The following is an 18,112-nucleotide window of genomic DNA, read 5'->3' as shown; positions in this document are numbered from 1 at the left end:
CTCACGAGACGCGGATGCGCGGGTCTAGTGCTGCGTTCAGCAGGTCGGCGGCAAGGGTCAGCACGGCATAGGCGGCCGCAATCACCAGCAAGATCGCCTGAATCACCTGAATGTCGGCGCGTTGGATGGATTCCCACGCCAGATACCCGATCCCCTTGAGCGAGAAGACGGATTCGACGATAATCGACCCGCCCAGCATGAAGCCCATTTCGACTGCGGCGATGGAAACGATGGGCGCGATGGCATGGCGCAGCGCGTGGCGGATGACCACCCGCCAAGGCGACAACCCATAGGCCCGCGCGGTGCGCACATGATCAGATTGCAGCGCTTCCATCATTCCGGAACGGGTCAGGCGCATGATCGAGGGCGTCGCATAGTATCCCAGCGCAACCACCGGCAGGATGAAATGTTGCCATGTGTCCCCGCCAGAAATCGGCAGCACGCGCAGCCAGACACCGAAGACATACATCAGCCCGATCGCCACCAGGAACGACGGCATCGCTTGCCCCGCCACCGCCAGCCAAAGGGCAAAGCGATCGATGATCGTGTTCGGACGCAGCGCCGCCGCAACACCCAGCGTGATCGACAGCACCAGCGCAAAGGCCAGCGCCGCGACACCCAGCGTCGCCGTTACCGCCAGCCTTTCGGGCAGAAGCTCGGCGACATCGGTGCGCAGATAGTAGGAACGCCCGAAATCGCCCTGAAACAAACCACCGACCCAATCCAGATACTGGACCGGCAATGGACGGTCGAAGCCGTAGGCGTCGCGGATGACGCGGACATCTTCGGGGCTTGCCCCGTCGCCTGCCATGGTGGCCGCAGGGTCGCCGGAAAGATGCAGAAGAAGGAAGGCAAGGATCGAGGTGACGGTCAGTACCGCCAGCATCACACCCAGCCGCTTCAAGATATAAAATGCCATGCGACCTCGCGGTGCCGGGGTGTCGCCCCCCAGCCCATTGCTTGGGAAATTGATGAGAGCATGTTCTTGAGCATGCGCGAGAGATACGTCCGAGCATGCCGCGTGACTGCGGGTGAACGCGACATGCTCTGAGTGGTTTGTTCAGCGCCGAACCACGCGGTTACTTCCACGAACCAAGATAGAAATGCGCCAGTTCGTCATCCGTGATCGGATAATCGAACGCATCGTTGAACCCATAGGTCCGCGCATAGAGGAACAGCGGCACCTTGTAGGCCTCATCCGCAATTCGGTTCAGCGCGCGGGAATACAGCGCCTTGCGTGCCTCGGGGTCGGTTTCGACATTCGTCTCTTCCAGCCAGCGGGTGACATCCGCATCGCGGGCATAGTCCATCTCGCCGCCGTCAAAGTAGTAGCTCGTCGAGGCAGACACATCGAGCACCCCGTTCGAGCCCCAAGTCAGGTTACCCAACTCTACCTCGCCACCAGCAAGTGCAGGCCGCAGCGCGCCCCATTGCACGAAGTTCAGGTCAGCAGTGATGCCTACCTCACGCAGGTAGTTCAGGATCGCTTCGGCATACTGACGGTCACGATAGCTCCAGAACGGCAGCGAAAGTCCATCTTCATAGCCCGCCTCGGCCAGCAATGCGCGGGCCTTCTCGGGGTCGTAGTCGTATTGCTTCACATCGGTCTCGCAGCCAAATTGCGCTGGCGCGCAGATCGAAGGCAGGACGCGTGACCCGTCACCCACCAGATTTTCGACAATCGCCTCGCGATCAATGGCGTGAGCGATGGCCTGCCGCACCCGTACATCCGTCGTCGGCGCGTCTTCCCCGCTGCGGCCAGCCGCATCCAGTTCCAGGAACGACATGCGCAGGGTCGGTGCGGCAACCACCTCGACCCCATCCATGGCGGCAAGCATATCGACATTCTCGGTCGGGACGCCCCAGATCCAGTCGACACCCCCGGTCACAAGCTCGGCGATCTGGGTTTCGGGATCCTTGATGGTGCGGAAAATGATGGTGCCGATCTGGGGCGTGCCCTTGGGGCTGTCGGCAAAGTAGCCTTCATTCTTTTCGAGCGTCAGGCCTTCGCCCGGCTCGAACGTGGTCATTTCGTAAGGGCCTGTGCAAACCGGCGTCACCGCGCCATTGTCGCGCCGCTGGGTGCCGTCCGCGCCGGGCACCTCGGGGGCGTTGTCATAATGTCCTTCGGGGAAGATCGGCATGGTGCCGGTCATGTATTCCAGCGCCGCCGGGGTGGGCGATTTTGCATGGATACGAACCGAATTGGGGCCCGTAACCTCGACAGTGTCGATCCAGCCAGTCAACTGCTGAGTCTGGCTTTCATTCGCAGGGTCCGCCACGAAATTGAGCGTATAGGCTACATCTTCTGGGCCAAAGGCGGTGCCGTCATGAAAGGTAACACCCTCCCGCAGGGTCACATCCATGGTGGTCGCATCCGTCCATTCCCACGACGTGGCCAGCAGCGGCTCATAGGCGTCGGTCAGCGGGTCGCGATAGATCAGGCTGTCGCACATCGCATAAGTGACGATCAGCGTCTCGCGCAGGTTGGCGAAATAGATATCGGCCGAGCCGATCTCATTCGCGGTGGTCCAGGTAAAAGTATCATCGGCCTTGCCCGCCATAAGCGGCGCGGTCGAAACGGAAAGAAGAAGGGCCCCTGTCAGGCCAGCACGTGCAAACATTTGTTGTTTCCCTGTTGTGTTTTCCCAACACCCGATGACATGCCCCCGCCACCCCGAACCAGCTGGGTTCAGGGCATCGCCGGTATCGACGAAAAGGGAAAGCCAGGCACCTGAGGTGGCCGTCGGGCCGCCGCCGGGGTAAGGTTCGATTAAGGTGAGTTGAGCCTAACAACGCTTGAGAGCCGCGGCAATTTCGTGTTGTGTATAAGTTCATGCATTTCCCGCAAGGAGGCACCGATGAAACTTCGCGGCCTCGAGGCCCTGCGCGCTTTCATGGAAGGCGGCAGCCTGAATGTCGCGGCCGAGCGGCTGAACTGCACCCAGCCACAGGTCAGTCGCCTGCTGGCCGCGCTGGAAGAGGAGGTCGGGTTTCCCTTGTTCGACCGGAAGGTGCGGCGGCTGGAGCCCACCGCCGAAGCACGGCTGATATACCGACAGATCGAACTGGCCCTGACCGAACTGGATGAGGTGACGGAAACCGCCAACCGGCTGCGCATGGGGCTGAAGACCCATGTGCGTGTGCTGGCCGCGCCCTATGCGCTCGACGCGCTGTTCCTGGAGCCGCTGCGTCGGCTGCGCGAAGATTTTCCACAGGTCACGGTCGGGATCGATATGCGCACGCGACTTGAAATAGAACCCTCCATACGGCGTGAGCGTTTTGACTTGGGCGTGGCAACGCTGCCACTGGAATCGGATGAACTGGACAGCGCGCCCCTGATCCGCGTTCCCATGGTTGTCGTCATGAGCGAAGATCACCCGCTGGCCGCGCGGCTCCATGTGACGGTGCAGGACATGGTGGGCGAACCGCTGGTATCCAACGCAACCAACACGCTGGTGCGGCGCATCTTGCAGCAGTGTTTTGATGAGATAGGCGAGCGCCCAGACATCCGCTATCAAACACCGAATGGCCCGGTCACCTGTGAACTGGCCGGGCGCGGCTTTGGCCTTGGGCTGGCTGATGGGTTCGTGGCCCAGTCCTGCCTGCGGCCAGGCGGCGTGATGCGCCTTTTCCATCCGGTCAGAACCATTCCGTATGTGCTGTTCTTTCCGCGCTGGCAGACCCGCAGCGTGGCGGCGCGGACGCTGGCGGCGTATATTCAGGAAGAAGCAGCGCGTCAAATCACGCTACCACCTTTTGACGCGGTTCCCCCGCAGGACGCAGAAGGGGTCTGACGGCCGGCACGGGCAGAGCTTCCGCTGCCGCATCAAGCAGCATCAGATCACGTGGCAAAAGCCCCATCGTCACCGCCCGACAACAAACCGCCGATTGCGGCGAAAGAATATGGTGGTTTGGCCTTCAACTCACCCATGGTGACGATCGCTTGCTTAAAGACCGCTTCAAGAACCGAACCGATCTTGTCGGTATTGTTTCAGATGCTGCGATAAAGGACCGTGCCATCCGTCCCCATGACGAAGATCACATTGGGCATCACGCGATAGCCTTTGCGGGTCCGTCCCCAGATGTCATCGACAAGGGTCGTGCGCTTTTGTCCGACCCGTCGCAACACTCCCCGGCTGCGTCCGACACCGGCATCCCGTGGATTCAGGATTGAAGCGCACAAATTTGTCCGCTATACGAACAAAAGTTCACATATTGAGGGTGCCATGCGCTTTTTGGAAAAACAGCTTGATGCCAATTTGATCGGCGGGGCCTGGGTTCAGGCGTCGGACAGCGCACAATTCGCCGTCACCGATCCCGCCACAGGCCAAACCATAGGCCAAGTGCCAAGCGCCACGGCGGAAGACACCGCACGCGCCATTGATGCCGCGCATCAGGCGTTTCTATCCTACCGCACCCTTCCAGTCAGCGCGCGCGCCGAAAAGCTGCGCAGGTTGCACGCGCTCATCCTTGAACATCAAGACGAGCTCGCTGCGATCATGACCGCAGAACAGGGCAAACCCCTGCCGGAAGCACGCGCCGAAGTCGGATCTTCAGCGGCATATGTGCTGTGGTTCGCCGAAGAAGCACGCCGCAGCATGGGCGAAGTCATTCCATCGCCATGGGCTGGGCGCAAGCTGATGACCACCCGCCACCCCATCGGCGTTGTGGCAGCCATCACGCCATGGAATTTCCCTTCGTCCATGCTGGCCCGCAAGATCGGACCAGCACTTGCCGCGGGCTGCACCGTCGTCGTCAAGCCCGCCAGCGCCACACCCTATTCTGCACTGGTCTGGGGCGTTCTGGCGGAAATGGCGGGTTTCCCTGCTGGTGCAGTCAACATCGTCACCGGGTCGGCGCGGGTGATCGCAGGCGAAATCACCCGAAACCCGTTGGTGCGCAAACTGACATTCACGGGGTCAACCGAAGTGGGCAAACTGCTGATCCGAGACTGTGCTGAAACGGTTAAGAAAGTCTCAATGGAATTGGGCGGCAATGCGCCCTTTATCGTGTTTGACGACGCCGACATCGACCGCGCGATTGACGGCGCAATGATCGCCAAGTTCCGCAATGCAGGACAAACCTGCATCTGCTCGAACCGTATCTTCGTGCAGGCTGGTATCCACGATGCGTTTGTTGCACGGCTGGCAGAGCGGACGAAAAATCTGGTCGTCGGCGCAGGCACCGAAGAAGGTGTGGAAATTGGCCCGATGATCGACGCCGCCGCCATTGAGAAGACCCGCGCGTTGATCGACGACGCCGTCGGCGAAGGCGCAACCGTCGTGACAGGCGGCACGGCGCATGAGCGCGGCGCATGCTTCTTCCAACCGACCGTGATGACCGGCGCAACCGCGCAGATGCGCATCGCGCGCGAAGAGATCTTTGGACCGGTCGCTGCCGTCTACCGCTTTGACACCGAAGAAACCCTGATCGCACAGGCCAACGACACCGAGTACGGGCTGGCCGCGTATGTTTACACCAACGACCTGGGCCGGGCTTTTCGCATGCAGGATGCGCTGGAATATGGACTGCTGGGGATCAATGAAGTGCTGATCGTCACGCCCGAAGCGCCCTTTGGCGGCCTCAAAGAGTCTGGCCTGGGCAAGGAAGGGGGCTGGCAGGGTCTCGAAGACTTCCTTGAGACCAAGTACACCTGCATCGGTGGCTTGCAGAAGGGCTGATCCAACGCGCCGCGCCCGGCGAAATCCGTGCGCGGTTTCTTTTCATTATTTGTTGACGCGCACAAAAGTTCGTAACAGATTAAACAGAAGTGCGCAGACCACTTCATAATCGTAACCAAAAGGGAGATTAGAATGACCATGAAAATCAAGGCGGCCGCCGCCGCCACGATGGCAATGCTGCTCGGAACCAGCGCTGCCTATGCCGATTTTCCCAATGAGGGAACAATACGCATTGTAACGCCCTACGGTGCCGGCGGCGGGATCGACATTGCCGCCCGCATCCTTGCACAGGTCGGCGAGGACCATCTGGGCACCCGTGTCGAGGTTGTGAACATGCCCGGCGCCGGTGGTCTGGATGCCGCGACCTTCGTGCGCGAAAATGGCAGCGACGGCTATACGCTGATCATCTCGGACTACGGCCCGCTGATCACCCTGCCACTGCTGGAAGACACGCCTTATGAGCCTGAGGACTGGGTGCCGCTGGCACAGGTCACTGAAATCGCGCCGACAATCGTGGCGCGTGCAGATTCCGGGTTCGATGATCTGGCAGGCTTCATCGCCGCCGCGCAGGCCAACCCCGGCAGTATCGCCGTCACGCACGGCACATACCTCAGCTCCAGCCACCTGCCATTGATGCGCTTGCAGAATCTAGCTGGTTTCACCACCAATCAGGTGCCAACCTCGGGCGGTGGTGAAACGGTCCAGTTCCTGCTGGGCGGGACCGTTCCCGTCGCTGTGACCACGCCCGCCACGATTGCCGGTGCGGTTCAGGCGGGTGACGCGGTACCGCTGGCCGTCGCATCGGCAGAGCGCGCACGCGCCCTGCCCGACACCCCGACGCTGACCGAACTCGGCCATGATGTGATCATGCCGGTCTGGTACACGATCTTTGCCTCGGCGGACGTGCCGCAAGATGTCATCGACCACCTGTCCGAAGGCATCGCCGCAGCCTATGCCAGCGATGAAGGGCAGGCACTGGCCGAGCGCGCAAATGTCGACGCGCGCCCCATCTCGCGGGCAGATGGGGTGCAAGCGATCTATGACGCTACTTTCGACACCGTGCGTGAAACGCTGGCAAGCGTGAACTGAGGCTGAGACCACCAACATTGTGGCAGGCGCAGCACCCCGTCTGCGCCTGCCCAAACCCGGAGTCCCCCTGTGCCCCTTCTAGATATCCTGCCCCTCGCGGCTGACATCGCCTTTCGCCCCGAAGTGCTTCTGGCCGTGTTGCTGGGGGTGTTTCTGGGTGTGACGGTTGGTGCGATTCCCGGCATCTCGGGCGATATGGCCATGGCCGTGCTGCTGCCGTTTGTCTTTACGATGGATGCAGCGGCGGCAATTGGCATGTTGATGGGCATCTATAAGGGCGGGCTGTTCGGCGGGTCGATTTCAGCGATCATGTTTGGGGTGCCGGGTACACCGGGGGCAGCGGCCACCATGATGGACGGCTATCCTGCGAAACAGGCCGGGCGCCCCAATTCGGCCATGCACACGGCGCTTTATTCTTCCGTTTTCGGCGATCTGGCCGGGGTGCTGGTGCTGATCTTCATCGCCACCCCTTTGGCAGCGCTGGCGCTGAAATTCGGGCCGCGCGACTTTTTCGCGCTGTATATCGTGTCCATCGTGGTGATTGCATCGCTGGACAAAGGCCGCGTCACACGGGGCTTTGCCGCAGCGTCTATCGGCGTGATGCTGTCGATGATCGGGCGCGATCCGTTCACCGGGGCGCAGCGCTACACCTTCGGCATTCCAGAACTGGCCAGCGGCATCGGCTTGGTGCCGCTGCTGATCGGGCTGTTCGCGCTGTCTGAAATCATGATCCAGGTCGGGCGTAACTTTCACAGCCGCGTTCAGACCGAGGCCGAACGCGCCGCGCAGGTGGCGCTGGAAGCGGGCTATGATCCAGCCAAGGACAAACTGTCGCGCGCGGAATTCCGCAGCCTATGGCGCGCCATGACAATCGGCAGCGCGACGGGCACCTTTATCGGCGCACTGCCCGGTGCGGGTGCAACACTGGCCGGGTTCCTCAGCTACGCACTGGCGCAACGTGCCTCTGCCCGCCCTGAAGCGTTCGGAACGGGCAGCATGGAGGGCATCGCTGCCCCAGAGGCCGGCAACAGCGCAACGGCAGGCGCGACGCTGATACCGCTGTTTTCGTTCGGTATTCCAGGCAGTGGCTCTGCCGCCCTGATTGGCGCCGCCTTCATCATGCAAGGCATCACCCCCGGCCCACAGATGATCGAGGCGAACATGCCAGTGATCTATGCGATCTTCATCTTGCTGGTGGTCGGCACGATCATGAATCTTGCCGTCAGCAAGGCGCTGCTGCCGTATTACGCCCGGATCTCGATGATCCCGCCGCGAATTATTCTTCCGATCGTGGTCGCACTGGCGGTGGTCGGCACCTACGCGATTTCAAATTCCATCGTCGATGTCTGGATGCTGATCGCGGCGGGTGTGTTCGGGGTCATGATGCGCACCTTTGGCATTCCGATCCCGGCATTGGCCCTCGGCTTCATCCTTGGGCCGGGGTTTGAGCGCGCGCTGCGTCAAGCACTTTTGCTGGGCCAGAATGATTGGGGCTATCTGCTGCAAAGCCCTATCGCGCTGGCGATCTATGCAACGGGCGGCGGCGTGATGGCCTTGTTCTTCTGGGCAACTTTACGGCGGAGATAAGCGAATGCCTGCGAAACTGGACATGAAGTATCTGACAGGCGCCGTCGCTCTGGTCGTGCTGGGCGTCTGGGGATTTTGGCACACCGAATACGGTCAATGGCGCCCGGGCCCGGGCGGCGGGCCCACAGCGGTACCCCGGCTGATGTTTCTGGTGCTGACTCCCTGCGCCCTACTGATGGTCTGGCACGCCTTCCGGCACCCAGAGAATTGCAAGACGGAAACCGTGCCAATGCGCATGATCCTGGCCGTCGTGGTCTGGTCGCTGGCATATTTCTGGCTGGTGCGCGAATTGGGACTGGTCAGTTCCACAACGCTGATGCTGGTCCTTGCGATGGCCACGCTGTCGCCGAAACCCTTGGAAAGCCTGAAGCTGGTTGTGCCGGTTGCGGTGATTTCGGCCGGGGCATTCTGGATCATGTTCAGCCAAATCGCGCCCGTGCTGCAAATCCAGGTCTGGTTGTTCTGAGATGCGGCTGGGTGTCGTCATCAATCCGGTCGCGGGGCTGGGCGGGGCGGTCGGGCTGAAAGGCACCGATGGTATGGATACCGTGGCCGAAGCCCTGCGCCGTGGGGCTGTTCCGCAGGCAGGGTTGCGGGCGCGGCGCGCCTTGCAGATTCTGGCGCAGCGCTGCCCCGGTACTGTCGTACTGACGGCGCCAGGCCCATTGGGGGCGGACTGGCTGGCGAACATTTCGCTTGAAGTGACGCTGCTGCCCCAGAAGACACCACGGAAGGATAACGGGGCTGACACGCAGATCACAGTGGCCGCAATGGCGGGGCAGGTTGATCTGATCATCTTTGCGGGCGGTGACGGGACGGCGCGCGACGTGCTGGCGGCGGCTCCGGATACGGCCATGTTGGGCATTCCTTGCGGGGTCAAGATGCACTCGGGCGTGTTCGCGCTGTCCCCGGCCAATGCCGGCCATCTGATTGCTGATCTGATGCAGACCGACGCGTCCCATCCTTCTTTCACCGAGGCCGAGGTGATGGACATCGACGAAGCCGCCCTGCGCGCAGGCCACATTGCGCCGCACCTCTATGGCATGGCCCGTATCCCCGCGCGTCCGCGCCGGATGCAGGCCGCCAAGGGCCGCGCGGGCGCGCGCGACGATCAGGCCGCGTTGGCGCTGGCGGCGGCAGAACTGGCAAAACAGATGCCGCCCGACACGTTGTATATCATCGGGCCGGGAGCCAGTGCCGGGCAGGTGGTCAGCGCACTGGGGGAAATGCCCACGCTGCTGGGCGTCGACGCGGTGCAGGGGGGCAAAGTGGTCGCGCGCGACGCGCAGGCGGCTGAACTGCACGCGCTGACCACCCAGGCGCGTGCCGTGCGGCTGGTGCTGGGGGTCACGGGCCAACAGGGTTTTCTATTGGGGCGCGGCAACCAGCAAATCGATCCAGGCGTCATCCGTGCGGCAGGCGGGCGTGACGCGCTGGATATTCTGGCAACCCAGGCAAAGCTGAATGCTTTGGCGCAACCCTGTCTATGGGTCGATACCGGCTGCGCCGAGCTCGACCAGGTGCTTTCAGGCTACGTCCGGGTGCGCACCGGCGCGGGTGAAATGCAGATGATGCGCATCGCTGCGGCCTAGAGGCCGCATTCTTAACCTCAGGCAACCGATTGCGACCGATAAACACAGGAGGCTATCAGATGGCACCAAAAGACACAGGGCATCCTTGGATGGCCTTATCCGCCCCGGGCGCGATCCAGGATATGCTGGATCAGATCGGCGCATCGTCAGTGCGGGACCTGTTCGCACAGATCCCGCAAGATCACTTCCGCAAAGAACCGCTGAACCTGCCGCCGCAGCTCGCCAGCGAAATGGCGCTGAAGCGCGACCTGCTGACCAAGCTGAAAAAGAACCGAACCTGCGAGGATAATCTGAACTTCCTCGGCGCAGGGGTTTGGCAGCATCATGTCCCGGCAGTGGTCGATGAAATCGTTGGCCGCACCGAATTTGCCACCAACGTCTGGGGCTCGTACCAATCCGACCATGGGCGCAACCAGGCGTGGTTCGAATTTTCCAGCCAGTTGGGCGCATTGCTGAACCTGGATGTGGTGCAGCTGCCGGTCTATAGCTGGGGCTGCGCAATTGGCCACGCCATCCGCATGGCGCAGCGCCTGACAGGCCGGTCCAAGGTGCTGGTGCCGCAATACTCCGACCCGGAACGCCTGTCGGTGATCCGCACCTATTGCCAACCGTCCGAGATGGAGAACCATATTCAGGTGGTGCTGGTCGCCGCAGATCCCGCGACCGGGCGGCTGGACATGGACGATCTGCGCGCAAAGCTGGGGCCGGATGTGGCGGCGGTCTACTTCGAGAACCCCGCATATCTGGGTACGATCGAAGAAACGCCCGCTGACATCGCCGCGGCCGCGCGGGCCGCAGGGGCGGAAACCATCGTGGGCGTGGACCCCCTCAGCCTCGGGGTTTTGGCAGCACCAGGGGATTACGGGGCCGATATTGTGACGGGGCCGGTGCAACCGCTGGGTGTGCACATGAACTGCGGCGGCGGCGTGGGTGGCTTCATCGCCAGCCGCGATGAAGAACGCTATGTTCGCGAATACAACGGCTTTCTCGTATCTATCGCCCCAACACGGCGGGACGGTGAATTCGGCTTTGGCCTGGCCGCCGCACATCAGAACTCTTACGGGTCGCGCGAGCATGGCAAGGACTGGACCGGGAATTCCACCTATCTGTGGGCGATTGCGGGCGCAGTCTATATGGGCCTTATGGGGCCGGATGGCTTCCGCGAGATCGGTCAGTCGATCCTGTCGCGGGGCCGCTATGCGCAATCGCTGCTCGATCAGATCCCCGGCGTGCGCGTGCTGTGGCGTGACACGACTTTCAAGGAATTTGTCGTCAACTTTGACGATGCCGGCAAAACCGTCGCCGAGATCAACGACGCGCTGCGCCCGCGCGGGATTTTTGGCGGCAAGGATATCTCTGATGAACTGGCACAGGGCCAATGCGCGCTTTACTGCGTGACCGAAGTGCACAGCGCCGCTGACCTGCGCCATCTGGCCCAAAACCTGACCGAGGTGTGCAAATGACCCAACCCCGCGAAATCCAAGCCGCGCGCTGGAATGAACCCGTGATCCACCAATTGGGCCGCGCTGGCGCGCGTGGTCAGCGTTTTCCCACGCCCGAGGCTGAACTGCCCGCCGTGACCCTGCCGGGCAGCATCGCGCGCGCAGATCGCCCCGACCTGCCCGAACTGACGGAATTTGAGGTGCAGCGCCATTTCCTGCACCTCAGCCAGATGACACTGGGCATGATGGGCGTCAGTCTGTTTGGCACCTGCACGATGAAGTATAACTCCAAAACCGCCGAATACGCGGCGCAGCGCCCTGAACTGGCCGAAATCCACCCCTATCAGCACCCCGATACACTGCAAGGCGTGCTGGAAATCCTGCATGATTTCGATCTGATCCTGCGCAGCCTGTCGGGGATGGACCAGTTTGTGTTTCAGGCAGGCGGCGGGGCCGATGCCGCCTATACCATGACCGCTGTCGCACGCGCCTATTGGGCGGATCGGGGTGAGCTGGCCACGCGCACCGAAATGGTCACATCCATTCAGGCGCATCCCTGCAACCCGGCAACGGCCGCCGCCGCAGGGTTCAAGGTGGTCAACCTGCCCCTGGAAGAAAACGGCTATCCATCACTTGATGCGTTGAAAGCCGCCGTGTCCGACCGCACCGCGCTGATCATGATCAACAACCCAGATGACATGGGAATCTATAACCCTGAGATCAAGGAATGGGTGCGGGTCGCCAAAGAGGCGGGTGCGCTGATTTTCTATGACCATGCCAATTTCAACGGGGTCATGGGCAAGCTTTCGGCGCGCGAATTGGGTTTTGATGCTTGCATGTTCATGCTGCACAAAACCTTTGGCGCGCCAAAGGCGGGTGGCGGCCCCGCCGTCGGTGCCTATGGCTGCACAGAGGAACTGGCCCCCTACATGCCCGCGCCACTGATCGTCAAAACCGAAAATGGCTACCGGCTGGATGAAGATCGGCCCAAAAGCTGTGGGAAGATCCGCGAATTCTGGGGCAACGTGCCGCAGGTGGTGAAAGCCTACGCGTGGGCACGGTCCATGGGGGCCGAAGGCATCGACCTTGCGTCCGACATCTCGGTTGTGGCGAATAACTACATGGATCACCGGCTGGCGCAGATCGACGGGCTGGCGCGATCCAACCCCGACATCACCGCGCCGCGCATGGAAATGACACGCTGGTCCTTGGCCCCACTGTTCGAGGAAACCGGGGTCGGCACGATGGATTTCGCCAACCGGATGGCCGACTTTGGCATCGACCCTTGGTGGATGAGCCATGAGCCGTGGATCGTCCCCGAACCCTTCACGCCCGAGGCGGGCGAATTATGGTCGAAAGCCGATATCGACCTGTGGATCGATGTCGTAGCCAAGATCGCGCAAGAGGCGCGGGAAAACCCCGAACGGGTCAAGACCGCGCCGCATAATCAGCCCGTCGCACAGGTGAAGGGCGATGTGTTCGAGGACGCGTCGACATGGGCAATGACCTGGCGCGCTTATCAGCGCAAACACGCGGCGTCGGCCTGAAGTGGGGTGCGCCCATGCGCCCCCTATCCAATCCTGCGCACCGGCGCGCCAGTCGCACATCAAAGGGCTACCCCGCCGCCGCAACGGCACAAACGGCGGGCGCGCTTTAACCGTCAGAAAGCGCTGAAATCCCTTCCAGCGACAAGCGCGGCGGGCGGCCCAGCACCATATCTGCAACCAATCGGGCCGTCATCGGCCCTGCCGTGAACCCCATCCACGGAAACAGCGCCAGAAAGAAACCGCGATGACCAGGGGCTTCCCCAATGATCGGGCGCCAATCGGAAGTGCCGTTGACCACTGCGGTCCAGGTACGCACCGTCTGCACCCCCGCCAGCGCGGGAATGACGCGTGCCGCCGTTGCCAGATTGCCCGACAGGTTCGCCGGGTTGACGCACAGGCTACCGTCAGCGCGCGACCGCGCGGCCCATCCGCCGCCGATCAGGCAGGTGCCGTTGCCGGCCTGTTTCACGGACAACTTGCCCGCAGCGGAATAGACCAGATGCGGAATAAACGGTGTCATCGCCTGTGTCACAGTGACCTGAAGCGCAAAGCCCTGCAAATCCACAGACAGGCCCAACATCGCGGCAATATCGGCGGCGCGCGCGCCAGCGGCATTGACCACGCGCCGCGCGTGGATCGGTCCGTCCGGCGTCATCACGGTGTAGCCGCCATCGCGCGCCTGCAATCCGGTGACGGGGCTATGGGTCCGGATCACCGCACCCGCCGCCCGCGCGGCACGCGCAAGGGCGGGTGTGGCGCGCAAAGGGTTTGCCTTGCCTTCCTGCGCGCAATACCCCGCGCCAATCGCATTCGGTGCCAGATAGGGCGCGATGCGGCGCAGATCGTCGCGGCCCAGGATGTCGGTTTCAACGCCGACGGACCGCTCGATCAGGGATTTTTGTTCGATCTGGCGCATCTGGGCGTCCGTGGTCGCAACCACCAGCCCCCCGGCCAGCTTGACATCGAGATCCTCACCCAGTTCGTCCGGCAGGGCCTGCCACATGTCCAGCGACGCGCGCAGCAGGCGCAGGCTGGGCGCATAGGCGCGCGCCCAATCAGCACCCAGATTGACAAATTCGGGGTGCGGGATCTGCAAATGGATCGACCCCGCATTCGTCCCCGAAGCCTGCGTGTTGAGGTCCGAGGCTTCCAGCAACGTGACCTCCGCACCCTCGCGGGCAAGGAACCACGCACAGGCGGTGCCGGTCAGGCCCCCGCCAATCACAACGACATCTGTTTTCATTCCACCCACTCGCCGGTCAGGACAGGCCCGCTTATCAAAAGGAAAAGATCATGAAGAAGTTCAATGGCAGCTACACCGTGACCGTCACGCCCTTCACCGAAGGCGGTGCGGAAATCGACTATGCAGCGTGGCGCCGGTATCTGGACTGGCAGCTCGAAAGCGGTGTTCCCGGCATCATCATCCTGGGCACCACCGGCGAATTCCTGACTATCACGGATGAAGAACGCGGCAGTTTCGTCGAAGCAACCGTCAAGCATATCGCAGGCCGCATTCCAGTTCTGGTGGGCACCATGGACGCCTACACCCCCAACGCGGTGCGCTATTCCAAACAAGCCCTGGATCTGGGCGCAGATGGGCTGATGATCGTGCCCCCCTATTACTACACCCCCACCGAAGACGAGATTTTCAACTACTACAAAGCCATCTGCGAGGCGGTTTCGCTGCCGATCATGCTGTACAACAACCCCTTCACGTCTAACGTGGACATGAGCGCTAAACTGGTCGGCCGCCTGACCAAGAGCTTTGAGCAGATCCGCTACATCAAGGAAGCCAGCCAGCGGATCGAACGCATCCACGCCATTTTGGTTGAAAGCGACGGCCTGATGAACGTCTGGGCCGGGCAACAGGTGCTGGAAAGCTTCAAGATGGGCGCGAATGGCTATGTAAATCCTTATGGCAACTACATCCCCCGCGCATCCGTCAAGTTCGTGGAATGGGCCGAGCAAGGGCGTTGGGATGATGTCTGGGCGGTGCAGAGCATCATTCAGAAATTCGACACGATCATCACGGCAGGCCACCCGCTGTACGGGCATCAGTGCTATTCCAAGGCGCTGGCGGCAGCAGCGGGCTATCCGGTGGGCGATGTGCGTGCGCCGATCACAACATTTGAAAGCCTGGGGCAGGAAGGGCGCGACCGCGTGGCCCGCATGGTCCCATTGATGCGCGAACTGGACGACGTGGTGGACGCGATCGAGGCGCGGGGCTGACCGGCGCGCATAACTGGCAGCGCAATCGGGGGAGGGCAAGCGCCTGCCCCCGTTTTCGTGGCACGCGCCGGTTCGCAAACACCTATCCGTCTGCGCCGCGGCGATCATCGAATATAGGCCGCGCCATTGATGTCGATCGTGCTGCCCGTCAGATGCCGCGCGCGGCCCCTTGCCAGATAGACGGCAAGATCGGCAATTTCCTCAGGCGGCACCCATTCGCGCATCGGCAGGCTGGCGGTTACCGCAGCGGCACCACCCGTCACGGCGGCGCTTTCCTCGGACATGCGGGTGCGCACCACACCGGGCGAAATCACATAGGCCAAAATCCCACGATCCGCATAATTGCGCGCAACTGTCTTGGTCGCCGCCACGATCCCGGCCTTTGATGCCGCATAGGCGATAGCCGCCGGACTGGAGGTGCCCCGTGTCGTCACCCAACTGCCGATGCCGATAATCGCCCCACCCCGCCCGGCATCCAGCCAGCCACGCACGGCATGGCGCAGCAGACGCGCAGGCGCATGCAGGTTGATGGCGACGGCTTCGGTCCAGACCCGGTCCCAGTCTGCAACCTCATCCTCAATCCCGCCGGCCTGCCGCATGATGCCCGCGTTGTTGACCAGCACATCCACCGGGCCTGTGGCGCGCACCTGCGCCCAGAAATCATCGACCGCCGCCATATCGGAAAAATCGGCCTGAATCAGCGTCGCGCGGTCGCGGAATGCACCATCTAGCGCGGCCTCGGCCCCCGCGCGGTCACTGCCGTAATGCGCGATAACCCGCGCGCCCGCATCCAGCATGGCGCGCGCGGTGGCCGCACCGATCCCCTTCGACGCGCCGGTAACGACGATTGTTTTACCTGTCAGATCCATTATTTCAGCGCCTTTCTGGTAACAAAGGGTTTGCCACGCAGCGCGGGATTACACCGTGCATAGGGGGCGGGCATGGTGACCTCCTGACCCAGTTCGGCTGCGGCATGCCACGCCCAGCGTGGGTTCCACAGCGCACCGCGCGCCAGCGCAATCGCATCCGCCTGCCCGGTGCGCAAAATGGTTTCCGCCTGTATGGCCTGCGTGATCTGCCCCACGGCAATCGTGGGAATATCGGCCTCGGCGCGAATAGCCTGCGAGAATGCCACCTGATAACCCGCGCCCGGCACGATCTGCTGGCGCTGATCCAATCCGCCGCTACTCACATGGATCATGTCACAGCCCAAAGCCGCCAGTTCGCGCGACAGGATGACGGCGTCGGCAACATGCCAACCTCCCTCAATCCAGTCGGTGGCGGACAGGCGCAGGATCACCGGGCGTTCAGCCGGAAATTCGGCGCGCACGGCCTCAAAGATCTCCAGCACGAAACGCATCCGGTTCTCCAGGCTGCCGCCATAGGCATCGGTGCGCTGGTTGGTGATGGGTGACAGGAATTCGTGCAGCAGGTAGCCATGCGCCGCGTGCAGTTCGACCAGATCGAAGCCTGCGCGTGCCGCGCGACGCGTCGCTGCAACAAAATCGGCCTTGATCTGCGCCATGCCCGTCGCATCCAGCGCGGTAGGTTCCGGCCAGCCCGGCAGATACGGCACGTTTGAAGGCGCAACCGTCTGCCACGCGCCGTCAACCAGCGTACCTGCCCCGTCCCACGGTGTTGCCGTGCTGGCCTTGCGTCCCGCGTGCGACAGTTGCACCCCCATCATACTGTTGCCGACGCTGCGGGCGAAGCTGATGATCCGGGCAAATGCAGCCTCAGCCGCATCGCTATAGAGACCCGTACAACCCGGTGTAATGCGGCCTTCGGGCGACACGCCCGTCGCCTCGGCAATGATCAGGCCAAAATTGGACTGCGCGTACTGGCCCAGATGGACCAGATGCCAATCTTGGGGCACGCCGTCTTGCGCCATGTACTGGCACATGGGCGCGACGACGACCCGGTTGGACAATTCCACCTCGCGCAATCGCAGGGGGCTGAACAGGGATGCAGACATGAAGTCTCCTCATTATCTGGTTGCTTGGTGTATTTAGTGCGTTATATTAACATTTGTTCTCTAATGGAACAGGGCGAAGTAAACTCAGAGGAAATAATCACATGTCCGACTTCCGCGTAGCCGCCAGCACGTTTCCTTTTCTCTATACCCACGAGGGACTGGACGCGCTGAAGCATCTGCGTTCGCTGGGATATGATCTGTTCGAGATGATGATCTTCCCGCCCCATTGCTGGCCACGCGAATTATCCTCCAAACAGCGGCGCGCGTGCAAGTCGTGGATGGACAGCGAAGGGGCCGCGTTTTCGTCATTCTGCTATCCACTGCTGGACAATAATCCCAACGGCGTCGATGTGCTCATGCGTGACTACACGCTGGACCGCTACCGCGAGGCGATCGACCTCGCTGCAGAATGGAACTGTCCCTATGTCGTGGCGATCCCCGGCCCGGTCAACAGCCTGATCAACCCGCCTGACGAATGGATGCGCGCGTGGTTCATAGAAGGCATGCAAAAGCTGGTTGCGCACGCCAAGGGAACAAATGTACGTATTTTGCTGGAAAACGTACCGTTTGCCTTTTTGCCAACCGCCGCCGACATGAAAGAAATTATCGCCGAGATCAGCCCAGAGGTCGGCGTGAACTTTGACATCTGCAACAGCGCGTTCATCAAGGAAGATCCGGCCGAAGCGATCCGGTTGCTGGGCCCGTTGGTGGAAAATGTCCACATCTCCGACTCGGGTCCGACAGACTTCAAGCACGAGCGTCTTGGCACCGGGATCGTCGATCCTGCGCCCTGCCTCGCTGCGTTGCGGGATATCGGCTACCAGGGTGCGACCGTGCTGGAAATCATCACCGATGCCCGGGCCGATGGTGCCGATCCCGATGGCGACATCATCGCAAGCCACGACATTCTGGCGCAGCACGGCTGGCAGAAGCGGGGCTGAGCACGTCAGGCAACGCGACAGAGGAA

15 protein-coding genes are annotated in these 18,112 nt (G+C 62.0%); 10 read left to right on the top strand and 5 right to left on the bottom strand.

Going from position 1 to position 18,112, the window contains the following annotated elements; translation table 11 throughout:
- Position 1: 1 nt before the first annotated feature.
- Positions 2 to 919 carry an ABC transporter permease gene (locus H9529_RS19685; RefSeq protein ID WP_092888684.1) on the bottom strand — a complete coding sequence of 306 codons (918 nt, stop codon included), beginning with the start codon at positions 917 to 919 and terminating at the stop codon, positions 2 to 4.
- Positions 920 to 1,079: 160 nt separating this feature from the next.
- Positions 1,080 to 2,624: an ABC transporter substrate-binding protein gene (locus H9529_RS19680; protein ID WP_092888687.1), complete on the bottom strand. Its 1,545-nt coding sequence runs from the start codon at positions 2,622 to 2,624 to the stop codon at positions 1,080 to 1,082.
- 237 nt (positions 2,625 to 2,861) lie between these two features.
- Here H9529_RS19680 and H9529_RS19675 point away from each other — a divergent pair, with 237 nt between their 5' ends.
- The 8 genes from H9529_RS19675 (at position 2,862) to gcvPB (ending at position 12,941) form a co-directional block, all read left to right on the top strand.
- Positions 2,862 to 3,797: a LysR family transcriptional regulator gene (locus H9529_RS19675; RefSeq protein ID WP_092888690.1), complete on the top strand. Its 936-nt coding sequence runs from the start codon at positions 2,862 to 2,864 to the stop codon at positions 3,795 to 3,797.
- A gap of 432 nt (positions 3,798 to 4,229) precedes the next feature.
- Positions 4,230 to 5,684 carry an NAD-dependent succinate-semialdehyde dehydrogenase gene (locus H9529_RS19670; RefSeq protein ID WP_092888693.1) on the top strand — a complete coding sequence of 485 codons (1,455 nt, stop codon included), beginning with the start codon at positions 4,230 to 4,232 and terminating at the stop codon, positions 5,682 to 5,684.
- A 132-nt stretch (positions 5,685 to 5,816) separates the two neighbouring features.
- The gene (locus tag H9529_RS19665) at positions 5,817 to 6,773 is read left to right on the top strand and encodes a Bug family tripartite tricarboxylate transporter substrate binding protein (RefSeq protein WP_092888696.1); all 957 of its coding nucleotides are present in this window, start codon (positions 5,817 to 5,819) and stop codon (positions 6,771 to 6,773) included.
- A 69-nt stretch (positions 6,774 to 6,842) separates the two neighbouring features.
- A complete protein-coding gene (locus H9529_RS19660) occupies positions 6,843 to 8,360 on the top strand; it encodes a tripartite tricarboxylate transporter permease (protein ID WP_092888699.1) in 1,518 nt (505 codons plus the stop codon).
- 4 nt (positions 8,361 to 8,364) lie between these two features.
- On the top strand, positions 8,365 to 8,826 hold the full coding sequence (locus H9529_RS19655; RefSeq protein WP_092888702.1) for a tripartite tricarboxylate transporter TctB family protein: 462 nt from the start codon (positions 8,365 to 8,367) through the stop codon (positions 8,824 to 8,826).
- Position 8,827: 1 nt separating this feature from the next.
- Positions 8,828 to 9,952 (top strand): ATP-NAD kinase family protein, encoded by a 1,125-nt coding sequence (locus H9529_RS19650; protein ID WP_092888705.1) that lies wholly within the window; start codon positions 8,828 to 8,830, stop codon positions 9,950 to 9,952.
- Positions 9,953 to 10,041: 89 nt separating this feature from the next.
- Positions 10,042 to 11,415: an aminomethyl-transferring glycine dehydrogenase subunit GcvPA gene (gene gcvPA, locus H9529_RS19645; protein WP_176847053.1), complete on the top strand. Its 1,374-nt coding sequence runs from the start codon at positions 10,042 to 10,044 to the stop codon at positions 11,413 to 11,415.
- On the top strand, positions 11,412 to 12,941 hold the full coding sequence (gcvPB, locus tag H9529_RS19640) for an aminomethyl-transferring glycine dehydrogenase subunit GcvPB (RefSeq protein ID WP_092888711.1): 1,530 nt from the start codon (positions 11,412 to 11,414) through the stop codon (positions 12,939 to 12,941). The genes gcvPA and gcvPB overlap by 4 nt, the downstream gene beginning before the upstream one ends.
- 106 nt (positions 12,942 to 13,047) lie before the next feature.
- Here gcvPB and H9529_RS19635 read toward each other — a convergent pair whose 3' ends face one another.
- Positions 13,048 to 14,184 (bottom strand): NAD(P)/FAD-dependent oxidoreductase, encoded by a 1,137-nt coding sequence (locus H9529_RS19635; RefSeq protein WP_092888714.1) that lies wholly within the window; start codon positions 14,182 to 14,184, stop codon positions 13,048 to 13,050.
- Positions 14,185 to 14,234: 50 nt separating this feature from the next.
- Between H9529_RS19635 and H9529_RS19630 the strand changes: the two genes are divergently transcribed.
- Positions 14,235 to 15,170, top strand: a complete 936-nt coding sequence (locus H9529_RS19630; RefSeq protein ID WP_092888717.1) for a dihydrodipicolinate synthase family protein — start codon at positions 14,235 to 14,237, stop codon at positions 15,168 to 15,170.
- Between the two features lie 104 nt (positions 15,171 to 15,274).
- Here H9529_RS19630 and H9529_RS19625 read toward each other — a convergent pair whose 3' ends face one another.
- Together H9529_RS19625 and H9529_RS19620 are read right to left on the bottom strand one after the other, a co-directional pair.
- A complete protein-coding gene (locus tag H9529_RS19625) occupies positions 15,275 to 16,039 on the bottom strand; it encodes an SDR family NAD(P)-dependent oxidoreductase (RefSeq protein ID WP_092888720.1) in 765 nt (254 codons plus the stop codon).
- Positions 16,039 to 17,145, bottom strand: a complete 1,107-nt coding sequence (locus H9529_RS19620) for an NADH:flavin oxidoreductase/NADH oxidase (protein WP_092888724.1) — start codon at positions 17,143 to 17,145, stop codon at positions 16,039 to 16,041. The genes H9529_RS19625 and H9529_RS19620 overlap by 1 nt, the downstream gene beginning before the upstream one ends.
- Before the next feature lie 101 nt (positions 17,146 to 17,246).
- On the opposite strand from H9529_RS19620, the gene H9529_RS19615 reads away from it, so the two are divergent.
- Positions 17,247 to 18,086 carry a sugar phosphate isomerase/epimerase family protein gene (locus H9529_RS19615; protein WP_092888727.1) on the top strand — a complete coding sequence of 280 codons (840 nt, stop codon included), beginning with the start codon at positions 17,247 to 17,249 and terminating at the stop codon, positions 18,084 to 18,086.
- Positions 18,087 to 18,112 lie beyond the last annotated feature (26 nt).

Source organism: Roseicitreum antarcticum (genome assembly GCF_014681765.1).
GTDB lineage: Bacteria > Pseudomonadota > Alphaproteobacteria > Rhodobacterales > Rhodobacteraceae > Roseicitreum > Roseicitreum antarcticum.
This window is presented reverse-complemented; position numbering and strand designations above follow the sequence as displayed.